The sequence below is a fragment of the Nocardia jiangxiensis NBRC 101359 genome, assembly GCF_000308615.1.
Classification (GTDB): Bacteria; Actinomycetota; Actinomycetes; order Mycobacteriales; family Mycobacteriaceae; genus Nocardia; species Nocardia jiangxiensis.
This window is the reverse complement of the sequence record NZ_BAGB01000054.1, coordinates 139,506-155,533: the sequence shown is the minus strand read 5'-3', so window position 1 is coordinate 155,533 and position 16,028 is coordinate 139,506. Positions and strand designations below refer to the sequence as shown.

Below are 16,028 nucleotides of genomic sequence, written 5' to 3'. Positions count from 1 at the left end.
GAGAATTCGTCTCGGGGGACCGCAATCGAAATGGATTGCAGAAAAACGAATTTGTCGGAAGACGTTTTCTCTCGGTACGTCGGTGGTGACCCGTTGTCGGGGATCGCTCGATGCATGCCGGGGTTCTGCGTCGTCATCGAGTAATAGGGGGATTCATGAGGGTTTCGATCGCTGCCCTGTGTGCGGTTGCGGTACTCGCATCCGTTCCGGCGGCTGGTCCCGCATCGGCTCAGCCGCCCGCCACGCCAGCACTCGTGGCCGCGCCCAAGCGAATTCACCGCGATGCGGCCGGATCTGTGCGTCAGGTCGTGCCGGATCGGCCCGTCCCGCGAGTGGGTGCGTCCGGCGGTGATGCCGACGCGGCTCTCGCGCACGCCGCCGCCGTCGAGCGCCTCTTCGGTGCGACCACATCGGGGAAACTCCTGGTGCAGAAGGTTTCTCGGCGCGGTCGAGGCAGTACCGTGCGGCTCACGCAGTCGATCGGTGCGGTGCCCGTCTACGGTGCGGCCGTCGCGCTGGCCCTGCAACCGGACGGGGCGTTGCTCTCGGCGAGCGGTGCACTCGCCGAACACATCTCGGGCCACTTCCCCGCCGGTCGGACGACGCCCCCGGCGAGTGCTCGGGACCGCGCGATCACCACCGCCACGGCACTCGCTCGTGTCCCGGCGAGCGCGGTGCGGGTGCGGGCCGGGGTGGCGGTCTGGTTCGATCCGGAGCTGACGGGCAGCGGTCCGGACAAGACCGCGGTCCCCGCGTACCGGTTCGAGGTCACCGCGGCAGGGACCGGATGGCGGATATTCGTCGCGGCAGATTCGTCCGGCGCGGTACTGGACGCCTGGCAGACGGGCGCGAATCTGACTCGGGTGGTGTGCGATGCGAATTTCCATGGTTCGGAGGCGGAACTCGGCACTCCGTGCGGCGCCGACGGATCGTATCCGGTCGTGCGCGCCGAGGGGCAGGCCAGGGTTCGCGGCAACGACGATGCGAACAAGGTCTACGACTGGATCGGCGATACCGAGAGGTTCTACGCGCGCTACACCGATCTGGGCAGCCTCACCGATCTGATCGGCATCGATGCGCACGACGGCCGTGGCAAGGCGCTGCGCGCGCACGTCCGGGTATGTCCCGATTCGTGCCCGTACGCGAACGCGTTCTGGTCCGATGCCGAAGGGTTCGTGATGGGCACCGCGGTCCTCGGGCCGGACGTCGTCGCACACGAGCTGACCCACGGCGTCACCGAGAAGACCAGCGATCTGGACTACCTCAACGAGTCGGGTGCGATCAACGAATCACTGTCCGACGTATTCGGCGAATTCACCGAACTGACCACTCGTGCAAAGCATTCCGCCGAGGATCGCTGGAAGATCGGCAACGGGACGCAGGTGGGCGTCATCCGGGATATGAAATCTCCGGCCACCGCGGCCGATCCGCAGCCGGAGACCTACCGCGGGCCGGGGTGGGCGCCGGCGACGTACTCCGATCGCAATCGGGTGCCCGATCTGGGCGGTGTGCACATCAACAGCGGCGTCGGCAACAAGCTGGCCTTCCTGATCACCGACGGGGGAACCTTCGGCCGCCGGAAGATCCGGGGAATCGGCCTGGAGAAGGCTGCCGCCCTGTACTGGACCGTGCAGACCGAGCTGTACTCCAGCGCCGACTATCCCGCCCTGGCGAACACGTTGCTCACGGCTTGCCACGACGCCGTCCTGGAGAAGGACGCCGACTTCACCGACACCGATTGCCAGCAGGTGCGCACCGCCGTCGAGGCGGTCCGCATCCCCCTCCGCGAGGACCGCGCCTGAGGGTCGACCGCCCTCCTTCATCGCCGGCGTCGCCCCGCTCCGGCTTGCTAACATCCCACTCCTGAGAGGACTCACAGTGACCGCGCCGCTCGAGATCGGGGTGACCCACTTGGAACACATCGCCGTCGCCACCACCGGCCGCCTCGACAAACTCGAGGTAACCGTAACCGCCAACCACGACAAGGTGCTCGAAGAATTCGGCCGAGTACACGGCACCCTCCAAGAGATGCGCCAGGAGTTCGCTGTCGTGCACGGTGAATTGGCGGGGATGCGTCAGGAGTTCACCGTTGTACATGGTGAGCTGGCCGGGATGCGTCAGGAGTTCGCTGCTGTACACGAGGAACTCGTTGGTATGGGTGCGAAGTTCGAGGACGTGGACCGGCAGTTCGCTGCTGTGCACAAAGAGCTTGGCGGTGTGCGGGAGAAGTTCGCTGATGTGGATCGGCAGTTCGCCGCTGTGCACGAAGAACTCGCGGGTGTGCGTGGAGAGCTCGATGCCATGCGAGCGGAGTTCCGGGCGGTGAACGCTCGGCTGGACCGGCACGACGCCATGTTCCGTGAACAGGGTGAGTTGATGCGGGCGCATGGCGATCTGTTGCGGGAGATTCTCGATCGGCTCCCGGCCAGGAATTGAGCAGGTACGGATCCCGGCTGGGGTCGGGAGTCCTACGTGGCGACGGCATCGGAGGTGTGGCGGCGGCAAGCTGATCGTTTCCGGCCGGGCGGGTGAATGAGCTGGATTCTGCTCTCGCATGGTTAGGCTCGGTTCGTGGGCATCGAATGGTCGAGTGTCGTCGCTGTGCCTCGTCACGAGGTTTTCGCCTGGTTCGAGCGTCCGGGGGCGTTCACTCGGCTGGCTCCGCCGTGGCAGCCGGTCAGGGTGCGATCGGAGGCTCGGTCGCTGGCCGACGGGCGTGCGATTCTGGGACTTCCGGGCGGGCTGTCCTGGGTGGCACAGCATCGTTCGGGGGATTACGATCCGCCGCATCGGTTCGTGGACGAAGTAGTCACCGACGGGCTCACCACGCTGCCCGCGGGACTGCTGCCGTGGCGGCACACTCACGAATTCGAGGCTCTGGACGCGGACCACACCCGTGTGGTGGATCGCGTCGATTCGCCGGTGCCGGAGTTCGCCCTGCGGCCGATGTTCGCCTACCGGTCCCGGCAGCTGTCCGATGATCTGGCGGCGCATCGACGTGCGGCCGAGCACGGCCTGGCGCCGTCGGTCGTCGCGGTCACCGGTGCGCGCGGACTGGTCGGGGCTGCGCTCACCGCGATGCTGAGCACCGGCGGTCATACCGTGATCCGGCTGGTCCGCCGCGCACCGTCCGGTCCCGGCGAGCGCCGGTGGGATCCGTCCGATCCGGACCCGGCACTGCTGGAGGGGGTGGATGCGGTGGTGCATCTCGCGGGAGCCTCCATCGCCGGCCGGTTCACCGCCGCGCACAAGCGTGCCATCGCCGACAGCCGGATCGAACCAACGCGGCGACTCGCCGATCTGGCCGCAAGGTCCGGGGTGCGCACCTTCGTCAGTGCCTCCGCGATCGGCCTGTACGGCGCCGACCGGGGTGCGGAGCAGCTGACCGAGAACAGTTCGCGCGGTACGGGTTTCCTCGCGGATCTGGTCACCCGATGGGAGTCCGCCGCCGAGGTCGCCGCAGATCGCATTCGGGTGGTCACCGTCCGCACCGGGATCGTCCAGTCCCCGCGTGGCGGCACACTGCGGCTACAGCGTCCGCTGTTCGCGGCCGGACTCGGCGGACGCATCGGTGACGGCCGCCAATGGCTGTCCTGGATCGGAATCGATGATCTCGTCGACATCTACCACCGGGCGCTGTGGGACACGGAGCTGACCGGGCCGGTCAATGCCGTTGCGCCCCAACCGGTCACCAATGCCGACTATGCCCGCACCCTGTCGCGCGTGCTGCATCGGCCCGCGCTGCTCCCGGTCCCCACATTCGGCCCGGCCCTGCTCCTGGGTACCGAGGGCGTCCGCGAACTGGCCGTCGCCAGCCAGCGCGTGCAACCTGCCCGATTGCAGGCCGCCGGACACCGATTCCGCACTCCCGAACTGGATTTCGCCCTGCGTCACATCCTCGGCCGCACGCTCGACAACCAGACTCACGACTGATCCCGGACCGCGGTGGCGAACCGATCGTCCGTCGAGTGGGCACTCGCCGTCGACGCAAGCGGCCGGTCCCACTTCCCGGGCGAGCGCGAAGTAGTGTGCCGCCACCGCGAACCAGGCTCGCGACAACCGATCATCCTGCGGCAGAAGACTTGTCGAAGGCCGGACGGTCGGAGCAGGCGTAGGCGGCGAATGCGGAGATCCCCAGGCTGCCGTGTTCTGACAGAGGTGCGGGCACCGTGATCGGTCGCCGGATTCGGCGGGCCCGATGGTGCATACGGCGCGAAGGCTCCGATGAGTCGAACGCATCGTTTGCGCATCGATAATGTGGGTAGTCCGACGTGGGTACGCAGCGGTCAGTTGAGCGCGGTGAGAGCTGTAGCCAGATCTATCAGGGTATGGATTTCGGCAGGAAGTCGGACCGATGCTCAGTTCGGCCCACCAAAGCGGACCGCCGAGTCGACATCGAGGCGAGCTCGTGCCGAGGAGACCAGGGTCGTGGATTCCTTTTGGGGCCACAGCGCAACCGGCGCAGGCATCGCCAACATCGGTTGCCTTTTTTGCATCGTTTATGCATCGAAATATTGCTACAGTGGGTACCTAGTCGATTCGAAGGAGAACGGTGTGATCACCGATCGACCCCAGTGGCTCGGCCGATTCGCCGGCGCGCTCGGCGTCGCCGCGGCTGCCCTCGCGATCATGGCCGCGCCGGCGTCCGCAGCCCCGCCCGCGCCGGTCCCGCGCCTGGACCTGCAGCGGTATCTGGGCACCTGGTATCAGCTGGCCGCCGTGCCGCAGTACTTCAATCTCGTCTGCGCCCGCGATACGCGAGCGGTCTATGCCCTCGACTCCCGCGGCGACGTATCGGTGCACAACAGCTGCACCACCTGGAACGGATCGTTGAACCAGATCGCGGGAACCGCGACCGTGACCGATCCGGCGACCGATGCCCAACTGCGCGTGAGCTTTCCGGGGGTGCCGACCCAGGACCGCCGCGAGGGCCCGACCAATTACATCGTGACCGCGCTCGGCGCCGACTACGACTGGGCGCTGGTGACCGATCCCGCGCGGATTTCCGGTTTCGTGCTCTCCCGCACGCCTGCGCTCGACTCGGCGCACTGGGCCGCGATCCGCGCCGCCATCACCGTGGCGGGCGAGAACAGCTGTATCTATCTGACCTCGCCCACGACGGGTGGGCTCGGCACGATCGCTCCGCTGTGCTCGGTCTGACCGGCGCGGGTCGAGGGTATCCGGATGTCCGATGCGATCTCGAAAGGGTAAGTGTGTCAAAGATTTTCCTGTCCACCGCTCGATCCGGAGATAGCTGCTCCGGAGGTGGGAGCCGATGACGGTCACGGTTGCGCTGTTCACCCGCGATCTGCGCGTGCACGACAATCCGATGTTGCGTGCGGCCTGTCACGAGGGTGCCGGGGTCGTCCCGCTGTTCGTCCTGGACGACCGGATCATCGCCCGGGAACCGGTGTCGCCCAACCGGATCCGATTCCTGCTGACCGCCCTGAGCGAGCTGGACGACGAACTGCACGCACTGGACGGGCGCCTGGTGATCCGGCGCGGAGATGTCCTGGACGAGGTGGACAAGGTGGTCGCGCACACGCACGCCGAGAGCGTGCACATCGCCGCCGACGTGAGCTGGTACAGCCGCGAGCGCGAGCGTCTGCTGCGCGAGCGGCTCGCGCGCCGGGACTGTCTGCTGCACGCTCATGACGACTCGGTGACGGTGGCCAAACCCGGCGACCCGTCGCCCGCAAGCGGTCGCGGCCATTTCGCCGTTTTCACACCGTATTTCCGGCGGTGGATGGAGACGCCCGTACGCCGTCCGCTCGCGCCGCCGCCGCGGTTCGTGGTGCCGCCGCTGCGCGGTGCGGAACTGCCCCGGCCGCAGGAGCTGTGTGCCGAACCGGGCTCGCCGCAGATGTCTGCGGGCGGCGAGACCAGCGGTCGCAAGCTCATGAAGCAGTGGCTGTCCGGCCCGATCCACGAGTACGACTCGATGAGCGACGACCTCGCATCCGACGCGACCTCGCATCTGTCGCCGTATCTGCATTTCGGCTGTGTCTCCGCGACCGAGTTGGTGCATCGGACCGATACCTCGACACCCGGCGGCCACGCCTTCGTACGTCAGTTGGCCTGGCGCGATTTCCACCACCAGCTGTTGGCCGATCGTCCGGAGGCCGGGTGGACCGACTACCGGCGCGCGCCCGCCGGATGGCGCGACGACCCGGACGCCGTCGAGGCATGGCGTAGCGGTCGCACCGGATATCCGGTGATCGACGCCGCGATGCGTCAGCTGGTGGCCGAGGGTTGGATGCCGGGCCGGGCCCGGTTGATCGTGGCCGCATTCCTGACCAAGACGCTGCGGATCGATTGGCGTATCGGGGCCGCGCATTTCCGGCGCTGGCTGATCGACGCGGACGTGGCCAACAATCAGCTCAACTGGCAGTGGGCGGCGGGCACCGGCACCGACACCCGCCCGAATCGGGTGCTCAATCCGCTCCGTCAGGCCGAACGCCACGATCCGGACGGGGAGTACGTGCGCCGCTGGCTTCCCGAGCTGGCGCAGCTGTCCGGCGCCTCGGTGCATACGCCGTGGCGGTCCGGTATCCCGCACTCGGTATATCCGGCCCCGATCGTCGAGGTCAACGGTATGTAGTTGGCCCCCGCTCCGGTCGATCGTCGCCGCGCCGACCCGATATCGGCCTCACCTGGCGAGATATCGGGAAGGATGGTTCGCATGAGCGACTGGAATGCGAATATCATCGCGGAGTTCCGTGCCAACGAGGGACGTGTGGGCGGGCCGTTCGAGGGTGCGCCGGTATTGCTGCTCCATCATCGCGGCCGCAAGAGCGGACGTGAGTCGGTGACCCCGACGATGTACATGGCCGACGATCAGGATCCGGATCTGGTCTACGTCTTCGCGTCCAAGGCGGGCGCGCCGACCAACCCGGATTGGTACTACAACCTCACCACCGCGGGATCCACGCAGATCGAGCGCGGCACCGAGACCTATCCGGTCGCCGTGGCCGAGGTCACCGGCGCGGACCGGGACCGTATCTTCGACGAGCAGGCCCGCCGCTATCCGGGTTTCGCCGAGTACGCGGAGAAGACCGCGGGCATCCGCACGATTCCGGTGCTGTCGCTGCGCCGTTCCTGACCCGACCGGCTACCCGAATCGCATTGCCGTGCGCAGGATTTCCTGGTCCAGCGGCGGCCCCGGCAGGGGATGCGCGGCCTCGCTGCGCAATCCGTCGAGCAGGATGCCGAGGTGCCGCCGCCAAGCGTCGGGCGCCTGCTCACGTACCCTCTCGGTCGCCCGCACGGCCGACCACAGCAACAACCCGATATCGGCCACCTCGACGTCCGCACGCAGCGCACCGGAATCCCGCACCCGGGTGACCAGTTGATGAAACAGGCTGTGGCCCTGATGTTTCGCGATCTCGATGGGGCTGTCGGGCGGTAGTGAACGCACGCAGATATCGGTGAATCCGCGGTCGCGGGCCTGCCACGAGGCCAGCGTGGTCAGATGTTCGACCAGCCCCGTCCACGGATCGGCGGCCCGCAGTGCCGCCTCGGCGCTGCGCACCGACTCCCGCACCTGCTCCAACAGTGCTTCGCCGATCAATTCCTCGCGGGTCGGGAAGTGGTTGTAGAGCGTTCCGATGCTGACTCCGGCATCGCGTGCGATCGCGTTGAGCGAGGCGTCCAGTCCGTCGGTGCCGAACCGGTTGCGGGCCGCGGCGACGACCTTGTCCCGATTGTCGCGGGCATCCCGGCGGCGCGGACGCGTCGACGCGGCGCTCGCGATAGTTCCTCGTTCGCCCGCGTCCACCATGACTTCAGCCTAACAAGTTGAATGCCCTCTCGGTTTCGAGCTAAGTTGAGAGGGTGCTCAAATTGAGTGCCTTCTCAACTTCAGTGAAAGGAACTCGCCATGCCTCATCTGGCAGTGTTCGGCGCAGGTCCCGCTCTCGGTCTGTCCACCGCGCGCCGCTTCGGCCGCGCCGGGTACTCGGTGACGCTGATCGCGCGCAACGGCGACACACTCGACACGCTGCGGCGGAGCCTTGCTGCCGACGGCATCGCCGCCGACATCCTGCTGGCGGATCTGACCGACGACGCGCAGGTGGCTACCGCCCTGACGAATCTGCGTGCCCGCCATGGCATTCCGGATGTGCTGCTCTATTCGCCGGGCGGCGTCGAACGCCTCCCGGTGGACGCGCTCGCCCTCGATGCGGACACCCTGCGAACCTGGCTGCCGCTGAATCTGACCACCCCCGTCCGCATCCTGCACGCCCTGTTGCCGGAGATGGTGCGCCGCGGATCCGGCGCGGCACTCGTCGCGCAGGGCAGTTCCCTGCATGAACCGCAGCCCGCGCTGGCCAGTGTCGGGATTCCGCAGTCCGGCCTGCTCAACTACCTGCGCTCGGCGGCTCAGCAGGTCCGCCCGGCGGGGGTGCGCGTGGGTAGTCTGCAGATCAGCAGGCTCATCGAGACGAGTGCGGCGCAGCGGCTGTACGACTCCGGGCATTTCGCCTCGGTCGAGCCGAACGAGGTCGAGCGGGTCGGGCCCGATGCGCTCGCCGAGGCGTTGTTCGAGATGGCGACGACCGATACGGAGGTGGAACGCGCTGCGTGAGAGTCCGTCGCAGACGACGAGACCCTCCGGTCGATACCGGAGGGTCTCGGGGGAGTGCCTAGGCCGCTCGTCGTTGTTCGGCCGCGGGTTCGGCGGTGACCTTCTCGGTCTCGGCGAAGCCCGGACGACCGGTGCCGATGAAGGCCACCAGCCACGACGCGACCGCGATGAACCGGTTGCGGAACCCGACCAGGTAGAACAGGTGCACCGCGAGCCAGGTGGTCCACGCGATGACGCCGGTGAACTTCAGCTTGTCGCTGACCTTGGTGACCGCGCTGAACCGGCTGATCACCGCCATGGATCCCTTGTCCCAGTAGACGAACGGCGTGCCGGGCTGCTTCTTGCGGCGGATGATGTCCGCGACGTGGCGGCCCTCCTGCATCGCCGTGGGCGACTGGCCCGGATAGCCGTTCAGCGAGGTCATATCGCCGATGGCGTAGATGTCCGCGTGGCCGCCGACCGTGCAGTCCTGGTTGATCAGCAGTCGCCCGGCGCGGTCGGTCTCGCAGCCGGTGGCCTCGGCCAGCAGTCCGGCGAAACCGCCGGCCGCCACACCCGCCGACCACACCACGGTCTCGGCGGCGATGCCCCGCTCGACGCCGTCCTTGGTCTTGACCGTCACCTTGCCGTCATCGATATCGGTGACGAACGTGTCGAGCAGCACCTCGACACCGTTGCGGGTCAACGACTCCCGCGCGTATTCCGACAGGCTGCCGCCGAACGGGGGCAGCACGGCGCCGGCGCCCTCCACGAGGGCGACCGAAATCTCCTGGTGGTAGTATCTTTTCGCGAGTTCCTTGAGCTGACCGGCAACCTCGACACCGGTCGGCCCGGCGCCGACGACCACGAAGCTCAGCAGCCGCTCCCGGGTCTGCTGGTCGGCCCCGGCGGCCTCGGCGAAGACGCGCTCGATCTGCGCGCGCAGCCGACGGGCATCGTCGATGGTCTTGAGCGAATAGGTCTTCTCGGCGAAATCGTCCCGGCCGAAATAGGACTGGTTGGCTCCGGTGGCCGCGATCAGCGACCCGTAGCGGATCTTGCGTGCGCCCTGCTCGGTCTCGTAGGTGAGTACCGCGGCGTCGGCGTCGATCTCGACGACCTTGCCCAGCCGGACATCCGCACCCTTGTGCCGACGCAGCACCTGCGCGATCGGCGGGGCGATGTCTGTGGCCGGGAGCACACCCGTCGCTACTTGGTACAGCAGCGGCTGGAACAAATGCTCCGGCGTACTCGAGATGAGGACGTAATCAACCCCCGACTTGTTCAATTGCTTCGCGGCGGCGAGCCCGCCGAAGCCCGATCCGACGATGACGACATCCGCGGCTTCGATACCCGCATCCACGTTCTGCATGACAGCCTCCTTCTGTCATTAGTAAACGCGATCCGGAAGGGGACTGTTCCACGGGTCAGGGCGCATAATTCAGATGACTCTTATCTGGATCTTTCATGAATGGAGTTCGTGATGGAACTACGGCAGCTCTCGTACTTCGTCGCCGTCTGCGAGGAGCTCAGCTTCAGTAGGGCGGCTTCGCGGTGCTTCATATCGCAATCGGCTATCAGTCACCAGATCGCCAGACTCGAACATGATCTTGGTGTACAGCTCTTCGAACGCTCCACGCGATCGGTCGTCCCGACCGACGCAACCGCTCGGCTACTTCCGCTTGCGAAACAGATGCTGAGTCTGGAATCGGCCATTCGCGCAGCTGTGCGGGCATCGGGACCGCGGATTCGCCTGGCCGCCAATATGTCCTTCGCAACAAGATCGCTGTCGGCCATCGCTGGGGCGCGCGACGCGCATCCGGGGGCGGAGATCGAGTTCGTGATCAAGCCGTTCCGGCAGCGCATCGCCGCGGTGGCAGATGGCGATTGTGATCTTGCTCTCATCCGTGGCAGTGTCGATCAGCCCGGTCTGACGGTCGAACAACTGTGGGTGGAGGACCTCGAGTTGGCTGCCTCGACATCGCATCCGCTCGCCGGACGCGAGGACGTCACACTCACCCAGTTGGGTAATTACCCGTTGTTGCTGCCGCCGGAACAGGAACAGGTGCTGCTGCACAACGTGGTGCGCTCCGCATTCGCGGATCTGCCGGTTCGGCCCACCTTCGGCCCGCCGATCCCGCCGGATCACACGGCCACGATGGAACTGATCAATCGCCCGGACGCGTGGACCATCCTGTACGCGAACAGCGCGGTCGAGGGGATCGCCCGACTGAATCTGGCCGGGAACCCGCTGCGGATACCGGTGTCCTCGGTCGTGCGCAGTGATGTGCGGCCCTCACCGATTCTGGTGACGTTGCTGGCCGCACTGCACAGCTCGTGAGCTCTAGCCGCGGGTCTCGACGCGGTGGAAGAGATGTTCGACCAGAGTGATCAGTGAACGCAGACAGGTGCCGCGGTCGCGCGCGTCCAGGGCGGTCAGCGGTGTGCCGGGCTCGAGGTCCAGAGCGTCGCGGATCTCGCTGAGCGGATACCGCTGCGAACCCTCGAACTCGTTGACCGCCACCGAATACGGCACGCCACGTTCCTCGAGGACCGCGAGCACCTCGTCCGCCTTGTCGATGCGCCGGGTGTCGACCAGGACCAGCGCGCCGAGCGCGCCGCGGGACAGTTCCTCCCACAGCGGGATGAACCGTCGCTGGCCCGGCGTGCCGAACAGGTACAGCGCCAGTTGCGGATTCAGCGTGATGCGGCCGAAATCCATTGCCACGGTGGTGGTTACCTTGCCGGGCAAGCCGGCCATATCGTCGATGCCGACGCTGGCCTCGGTGATGGTCTCCTCGGTGCGCAGCGGCCGGATCTCGGACACGCTGCCCACGAACGTCGTCTTGCCGACGCCGAAATTACCGGCGACCAGTAGCTTCACCGACCGGGTCACGGTCTCGGGCACATAGTCGACGGTGCGGTCGGGAACCGCAGACTCAGACGGCGAGAGCGCGGAGCCCATTGAGTACCTCCTCGAGCAGAGCAAGCTCCGGCACGGATTTCGCCGGGGCCGGTGTGGCCAGGTGGCCGCTGTCCAGCAGGTCGGATGCGAGGATCTTGACCACCGAGGGTGGTAGATCCAGGTAGGCGGCGATCTCGGCCAGCGAGAGCACGCGGCGTCGGTTGCACACACCCAGGACCCGTAAGGCATCCGGGCTCGCGCCGGGTGCTGGATCCTGAGCTGCGACGACGAGGGTCACCAGGTCGAGTTCTCGACTGGGACGCAGACGACCGCCTGTACGGACATACGAACGCACCAGATCCGGGTCGCGCCGGTGGTTACTCATGTCACCGGCCGCTAGTGCTGGCGCGGAAGGCTACCGAGCTCCCGGCCGACCCGACCGGCGAGTTCGTTCATCCTGTGGGCAACCATGCTGACGTCGACCTCGCTGGTGGTCGACACGCCGATCAGGGCACCCTCACCGGCCGCGGTGATGAAGATCATCCCGTCGTCGTACTCGGTCATGTTCTGCCGCACCGCATTTGCCGTACCGCAGAATTCGCCCAGGGCCTTGCCCAGCGAACGTAGCCCGGAGGACGCGGCGGCGAAACGCTCGGCGTCGTCGAGGCTGATGGCGCCGACGTGGGCGATGCGCAGACCGTCTTCGGAGAGCAGGACGGCGAAGCGAACGCCGGGAACGTGGAGATCGTCGAGCATCCAGGCCAGTTTGTTGCCGTCTGTGACGGCTGTACCGGGTGTGCCCATCAGGATGTCATCCCTTCGCTGTGTTCGTCGAATGCGGCGCGGCCGCTCTGGGAACCGCTGTGCCACGCGGTCGCGATCTCGGGGCGGGGCAGCGCGGTGGTTTCGGAGACGGTGCCGTCCTCGGCGCTGGCCAGTCGCGCCACGCTGGAGACCGAAACGGTCCGGCGACGGCGGCGCGGCAGGCCGCCCGGGGTGATCTCGTGCACGGTCGAGGTGGTGACGGGCTCCGGATCCTGCATCGACACCGGCTCCGGCTCCCTGATCTGGGCGGGTGCGGGCATCGGCGGATTCGGTTGCGCCGCAACGGGTTCCACGGGTACGGGGGCGGACACCGTCGGCACCGCCGGATCCACGGCGGGCTGATCGGTGCTCTTGCGTTCGGTGAGCAGGGTTTCGGGAACGAATACCATGGCGCGCATACCCCCGTACGCGTTGGGGCCATCGACGTAGACGCTGAAGCCGTAGCGTCGGGCCAGGGCGGCGATACCGGGCAGACCGACTCGGGGTGCGGGGCCGAGCTGGTGGATGTCCACGGCGCGCTCTCCGGCCAGGATCTGCCGAGCCTCTTCCATCTGCTCGGCGTTCATCCGCACACCGGCGTCGTCGATGATGATCGTGACGCCGTGATGGCCTTCCTGGAAGCTGACGTCCACGAAGGAGGTCGGCGGCGAGTAGCGCAGCGCGTTGTCCAGCAGGGTGGCCAGGGTGTGCACCAGCGGCTCGACCGCACGGCTGATCACCACCCGGTCGAGCTGCCCGGGCCGGACGCGGGTGTAGTCACGCACACGGCCGATGGCGCCGCCGACGATGTCGGTCAGCGACTGCTGGGGCCAGCGGCGACCGGGCAGACCACCACAGACGATCACGTAGGACTGCGCCTGACGGATCATCTGCTGAACGTTGTGGTCGATGCGGGAGAGCGTCTCGTAGACCTCGTCGCCGCGGTGGCGGCGCAGCGCGTCGCTGACCACCTGGCCGACGTCGGCGCCCAGGCTCACCACCGACGTGCCGAACGAGCGCACCGCGGCACTGGTGGCCTCGTGCGCACCGGCCTGGACGTCGTTGCGGACCTTGTCCGCTTCCGCGCGGGCGGCCTCGATCTCGGCCCGCCCGGCGGTCTCGGCTTGCGAAATTGCTTGCTGCGCTTCGAATTCCGTCTCATGACGGGTTCGGTCGCGGGTCTCGGCCTGCACCATGTGCAGATCCGAGATGTAGCGCTCGGCCAGCCCGCGCAGCAGGCGGGGGAAGCGCTCGTTGCCGGTGGGTAGTTCCACCTGGCTGTCCGAATGTCTTGTGGACTCGACCGCGAAGGGCATCGTCGTGGTGACGAAATACTCGAGCTCGTCCTCGCGCGAGGTGACCTCGCGGGCAGCGGTCTCGGCGCGTGCGCGCTGCTGGGCCGCATAGTAGACCGCGTAGACCGCCGCGCAGACGGCCAGGAGGAGCACCACGGCGAGGATCCACGAAATCGTCACGGCAGTAGATTGATTCATCAGGTTTCCTCTTGCCGGGTGTCCGGCCGCCTCGCCTTCCTCAGCTCGTCGGTCGCGTCTTGCCCGCGACCGGATCATGCCTGTCAACTTCTGGAACCGGGCAGGCGCAAGCCTGCCCTTGAATGCTCGAAATGCCGCCGGGACAGGCGATCTCGCGACGGCAACGCCGATGCGGGACCAGACCACTCCCGTAACCCGACGCGGGCCAACATTAGCAGCATTTCAGGATGACAGCGACCGAACCGTTACAAACTCTTGTGATCGAAAACAACAGTGGCCCCGGCTGTTTCCAGCCGGGGCCACAGTAGTGCAGGTTCGAACGGGCTAGCCCTTGTGGGTCTTGACCGCTTCGGTCAGCTGCGGGGCGACATTGAACAGGTCGCCCACGATGCCGTAATCGCTGATCTCGAAGATCGGGGCTTCCTCGTCCTTGTTGACCGCGACGATGGTCTTCGAGGTCTGCATGCCCGCGCGGTGCTGGATGGCGCCGGAAATGCCCAGCGCGACGTACAGCTGCGGGGAGACCGTCTTACCGGTCTGGCCGACCTGGAACTGACCCGGGTAGTAACCCGAGTCGACCGCGGCGCGCGAGGCGCCCACCGCCGCGCCGAGCGCATCGGCGAGCGGCTCGATGACCTTGTGGAAGTTGTCCTCGCTGCCGACGCCGCGGCCACCGGAGACCACGATGGTGGCCTCGGTGAGCTCCGGCCGGTCGCCGCCGACCACGGGCTCGCGGGAGGTCACCTTGGTGACGCCCTCTTCCTGCGCGGGAACCTCGACGGTCACCTTCTCGCCGGCGCCGGCCTGCGGGGCGGCCTCGATCGCGCCCGGACGCACCGAGATCACCGGCACGTCGCCGGTGGCCTTGGCGTCCACGGTGAACGCGCCACCGAAGATGGAGTGCGTGACCGTGCCGTCCGACTTCACGTCGATGACGTCGGTGAGCAGGCCCGAACCGATGCGGGCGGCCAGGCGCCCCGACACCTCCTTGCCCTCGGCGGAGGCGGCGACCAGAACGGCTGCCGGGGCGGCCGATTCGCTCAGACCGGCCAGCACGTCGACCTTCGGGGTGACCAGGAAGCCGTCCACGTCGTCGGACTCGGCGACGTAGATCTTCTCGGCGCCGGCCGCGGCGAGCGCGTCGGCGAGCTTGTCACCGGTGCCGGCCGGGCCGAGCACGACCGCGGCCGGGGTGCCCAGTGTGCGGGCGGCGGTGAGGAGTTCGGTGCTGACCTTCTTGACCGCACCGTCGGCGTGCTCCACGAGCACGAGTACTTCTGCCATTGTTCTCTTCTCCTGGGAGTTGCTCGGGGGCGGTATCAGATGATCTTCTGGCCGACCAGGTAGGCGGAGATCTGGTTACCGCCCTCGCCCTCGTCGACGATCTTCTCGCCCGCCGTGCGCGGCGGCTTGGGGGTGACACCGGTGACCGCGGAGCCCGCGTTGGCCACGCCGACGGTGGCGGGATCCACGCCCAGGTCGGCCAGGGTGAAGGTCTGCACTTCCTTCTTCTTCGCGGCCATGATGCCCTTGAAGGAGGGGAAGCGCGGCTCGTTGATCTTCTCGGTGACCGAGACGATGGCGGGCAGGCTGGCCTCGAGCTTGAACACGCCCTCGTCGGTCTCGCGCTCGCCGGTGATCTTCTCGCCGTCGACGGTCAGCTTGCGCAGGTGCGTCAGCTGCGGGATGCCGATGTACTCGGCGATGATCGCGGGCACCGCGCCGCTGCGGCCGTCGGTGGCCTCGTTACCGGCGATGACCAACTCGACACCCTCGACCTGCCCCAGCGCGGCGGCCAGAACGTAAGCGGTCTGCACGGCGTCCGAGCCGTGGATCGCGTCGTCCTTGACGTGAATCGCCTTGTCGGCGCCCATGGACAGCGCCTTGCGGATGGCCTCGGTGGCACGCTCGGGGCCCATGGCCAGGACCGTCACCTCGCCGCCCTGCGCTTCCTTGATCAGCAGGGCCTCTTCGACGGCACGCTCGTTGATCTCGTCCAGGATGGCGTCGGCGGCCTCCCGGTCGAGGGTGTAGTCACCATCGGTCAGCTTGCGCTCGGACCAGGTGTCGGGAACCTGCTTGATCAGTACGACGATGTTCGGCATTGGTCTTCGTCGACCTCCTGTTCTGGTGGACACGTGAAAGTGGGGTCGCACGAGGGCCGTACGTCCACGGAAAGTAGCTCGATTCGGGACATTACCCTACGTTAAGTTACTCATGGGTAACTTACGGTGTGATGTTCTGCATCGACACCTCCGAGCGT

The 16,028-nt window shown here is 67.2% G+C and carries 16 protein-coding genes; 8 read left to right on the top strand and 8 right to left on the bottom strand.

All coding sequences use genetic code 11. The features are described from left to right. Positions 1-155: 155 nt before the first annotated feature. The 6 genes from ON40_RS55510 to ON40_RS24600 all read left to right on the top strand — a co-directional run bounded on the left by ON40_RS55510 (position 156) and on the right by ON40_RS24600 (position 7,102). A complete protein-coding gene (locus ON40_RS55510; RefSeq protein WP_157186405.1) occupies positions 156-1,802 on the top strand; it encodes a M4 family metallopeptidase in 1,647 nt (548 codons plus the stop codon). A gap of 76 nt (positions 1,803-1,878) precedes the next feature. Further along, positions 1,879-2,436 (top strand): hypothetical protein, encoded by a 558-nt coding sequence (locus ON40_RS24620; RefSeq protein WP_040826470.1) that lies wholly within the window; start codon positions 1,879-1,881, stop codon positions 2,434-2,436. Between the two features lie 135 nt (positions 2,437-2,571). Then, positions 2,572-3,933 carry a TIGR01777 family oxidoreductase gene (locus tag ON40_RS24615; protein ID WP_040826469.1) on the top strand — a complete coding sequence of 454 codons (1,362 nt, stop codon included), beginning with the start codon at positions 2,572-2,574 and terminating at the stop codon, positions 3,931-3,933. 696 nt (positions 3,934-4,629) lie between these two features. Beyond that, positions 4,630-5,160, top strand: coding sequence for a lipocalin family protein (locus ON40_RS24610; RefSeq protein WP_083895910.1), 531 nt, complete (start codon positions 4,630-4,632; stop codon positions 5,158-5,160). Positions 5,161-5,275: 115 nt separating this feature from the next. Continuing rightward, complete coding sequence (locus ON40_RS24605; protein WP_040826467.1) at positions 5,276-6,601, top strand: cryptochrome/photolyase family protein; 1,326 nt, start codon at positions 5,276-5,278, stop codon at positions 6,599-6,601. Positions 6,602-6,673: 72 nt separating this feature from the next. Next, positions 6,674-7,102 (top strand): nitroreductase/quinone reductase family protein, encoded by a 429-nt coding sequence (locus ON40_RS24600; protein WP_040826466.1) that lies wholly within the window; start codon positions 6,674-6,676, stop codon positions 7,100-7,102. A gap of 9 nt (positions 7,103-7,111) precedes the next feature. On the opposite strand, the gene ON40_RS24595 is transcribed toward ON40_RS24600, so the two are convergent. After that, entirely contained in the window at positions 7,112-7,780 is a 669-nt protein-coding gene (locus tag ON40_RS24595; protein WP_040826463.1) for a TetR/AcrR family transcriptional regulator, read from the bottom strand. Between the two features lie 99 nt (positions 7,781-7,879). Here ON40_RS24595 and ON40_RS24590 point away from each other — a divergent pair, with 99 nt between their 5' ends. Further along, positions 7,880-8,584: an SDR family NAD(P)-dependent oxidoreductase gene (locus ON40_RS24590; protein WP_040826462.1), complete on the top strand. Its 705-nt coding sequence runs from the start codon at positions 7,880-7,882 to the stop codon at positions 8,582-8,584. Positions 8,585-8,642: 58 nt separating this feature from the next. On the opposite strand, the gene ON40_RS24585 is transcribed toward ON40_RS24590, so the two are convergent. Beyond that, entirely contained in the window at positions 8,643-9,935 is a 1,293-nt protein-coding gene (locus ON40_RS24585; RefSeq protein ID WP_040826460.1) for an NAD(P)/FAD-dependent oxidoreductase, read from the bottom strand. Between the two features lie 111 nt (positions 9,936-10,046). Between ON40_RS24585 and ON40_RS24580 the strand changes: the two genes are divergently transcribed. Further along, entirely contained in the window at positions 10,047-10,904 is an 858-nt protein-coding gene (locus tag ON40_RS24580) for a LysR family transcriptional regulator (RefSeq protein ID WP_040826745.1), read from the top strand. A gap of 3 nt (positions 10,905-10,907) precedes the next feature. Here ON40_RS24580 and ON40_RS24575 read toward each other — a convergent pair whose 3' ends face one another. The 6 genes from ON40_RS24575 to ON40_RS24550 all read right to left on the bottom strand — a co-directional run bounded on the left by ON40_RS24575 (position 10,908) and on the right by ON40_RS24550 (position 15,870). Next, on the bottom strand, positions 10,908-11,528 hold the full coding sequence (locus ON40_RS24575) for a GTP-binding protein (RefSeq protein WP_040826458.1): 621 nt from the start codon (positions 11,526-11,528) through the stop codon (positions 10,908-10,910). After that, positions 11,503-11,853: a DUF742 domain-containing protein gene (locus ON40_RS24570; RefSeq protein WP_040826457.1), complete on the bottom strand. Its 351-nt coding sequence runs from the start codon at positions 11,851-11,853 to the stop codon at positions 11,503-11,505. The genes ON40_RS24575 and ON40_RS24570 overlap by 26 nt, the downstream gene beginning before the upstream one ends. Before the next feature lie 11 nt (positions 11,854-11,864). Beyond that, positions 11,865-12,272 carry a roadblock/LC7 domain-containing protein gene (locus tag ON40_RS24565; protein ID WP_040826456.1) on the bottom strand — a complete coding sequence of 136 codons (408 nt, stop codon included), beginning with the start codon at positions 12,270-12,272 and terminating at the stop codon, positions 11,865-11,867. After that, entirely contained in the window at positions 12,272-13,765 is a 1,494-nt protein-coding gene (locus tag ON40_RS24560) for an ATP-binding protein (protein ID WP_040826454.1), read from the bottom strand. Before ON40_RS24560 ends, ON40_RS24565 begins: the two co-directional genes overlap by 1 nt. A gap of 324 nt (positions 13,766-14,089) precedes the next feature. Continuing rightward, positions 14,090-15,049 carry an electron transfer flavoprotein subunit alpha/FixB family protein gene (locus tag ON40_RS24555; RefSeq protein ID WP_040826452.1) on the bottom strand — a complete coding sequence of 320 codons (960 nt, stop codon included), beginning with the start codon at positions 15,047-15,049 and terminating at the stop codon, positions 14,090-14,092. Between the two features lie 35 nt (positions 15,050-15,084). After that, a complete protein-coding gene (locus tag ON40_RS24550; RefSeq protein WP_040826450.1) occupies positions 15,085-15,870 on the bottom strand; it encodes an electron transfer flavoprotein subunit beta/FixA family protein in 786 nt (261 codons plus the stop codon). Between the last annotated feature and the right edge of the window lie 158 nt (positions 15,871-16,028).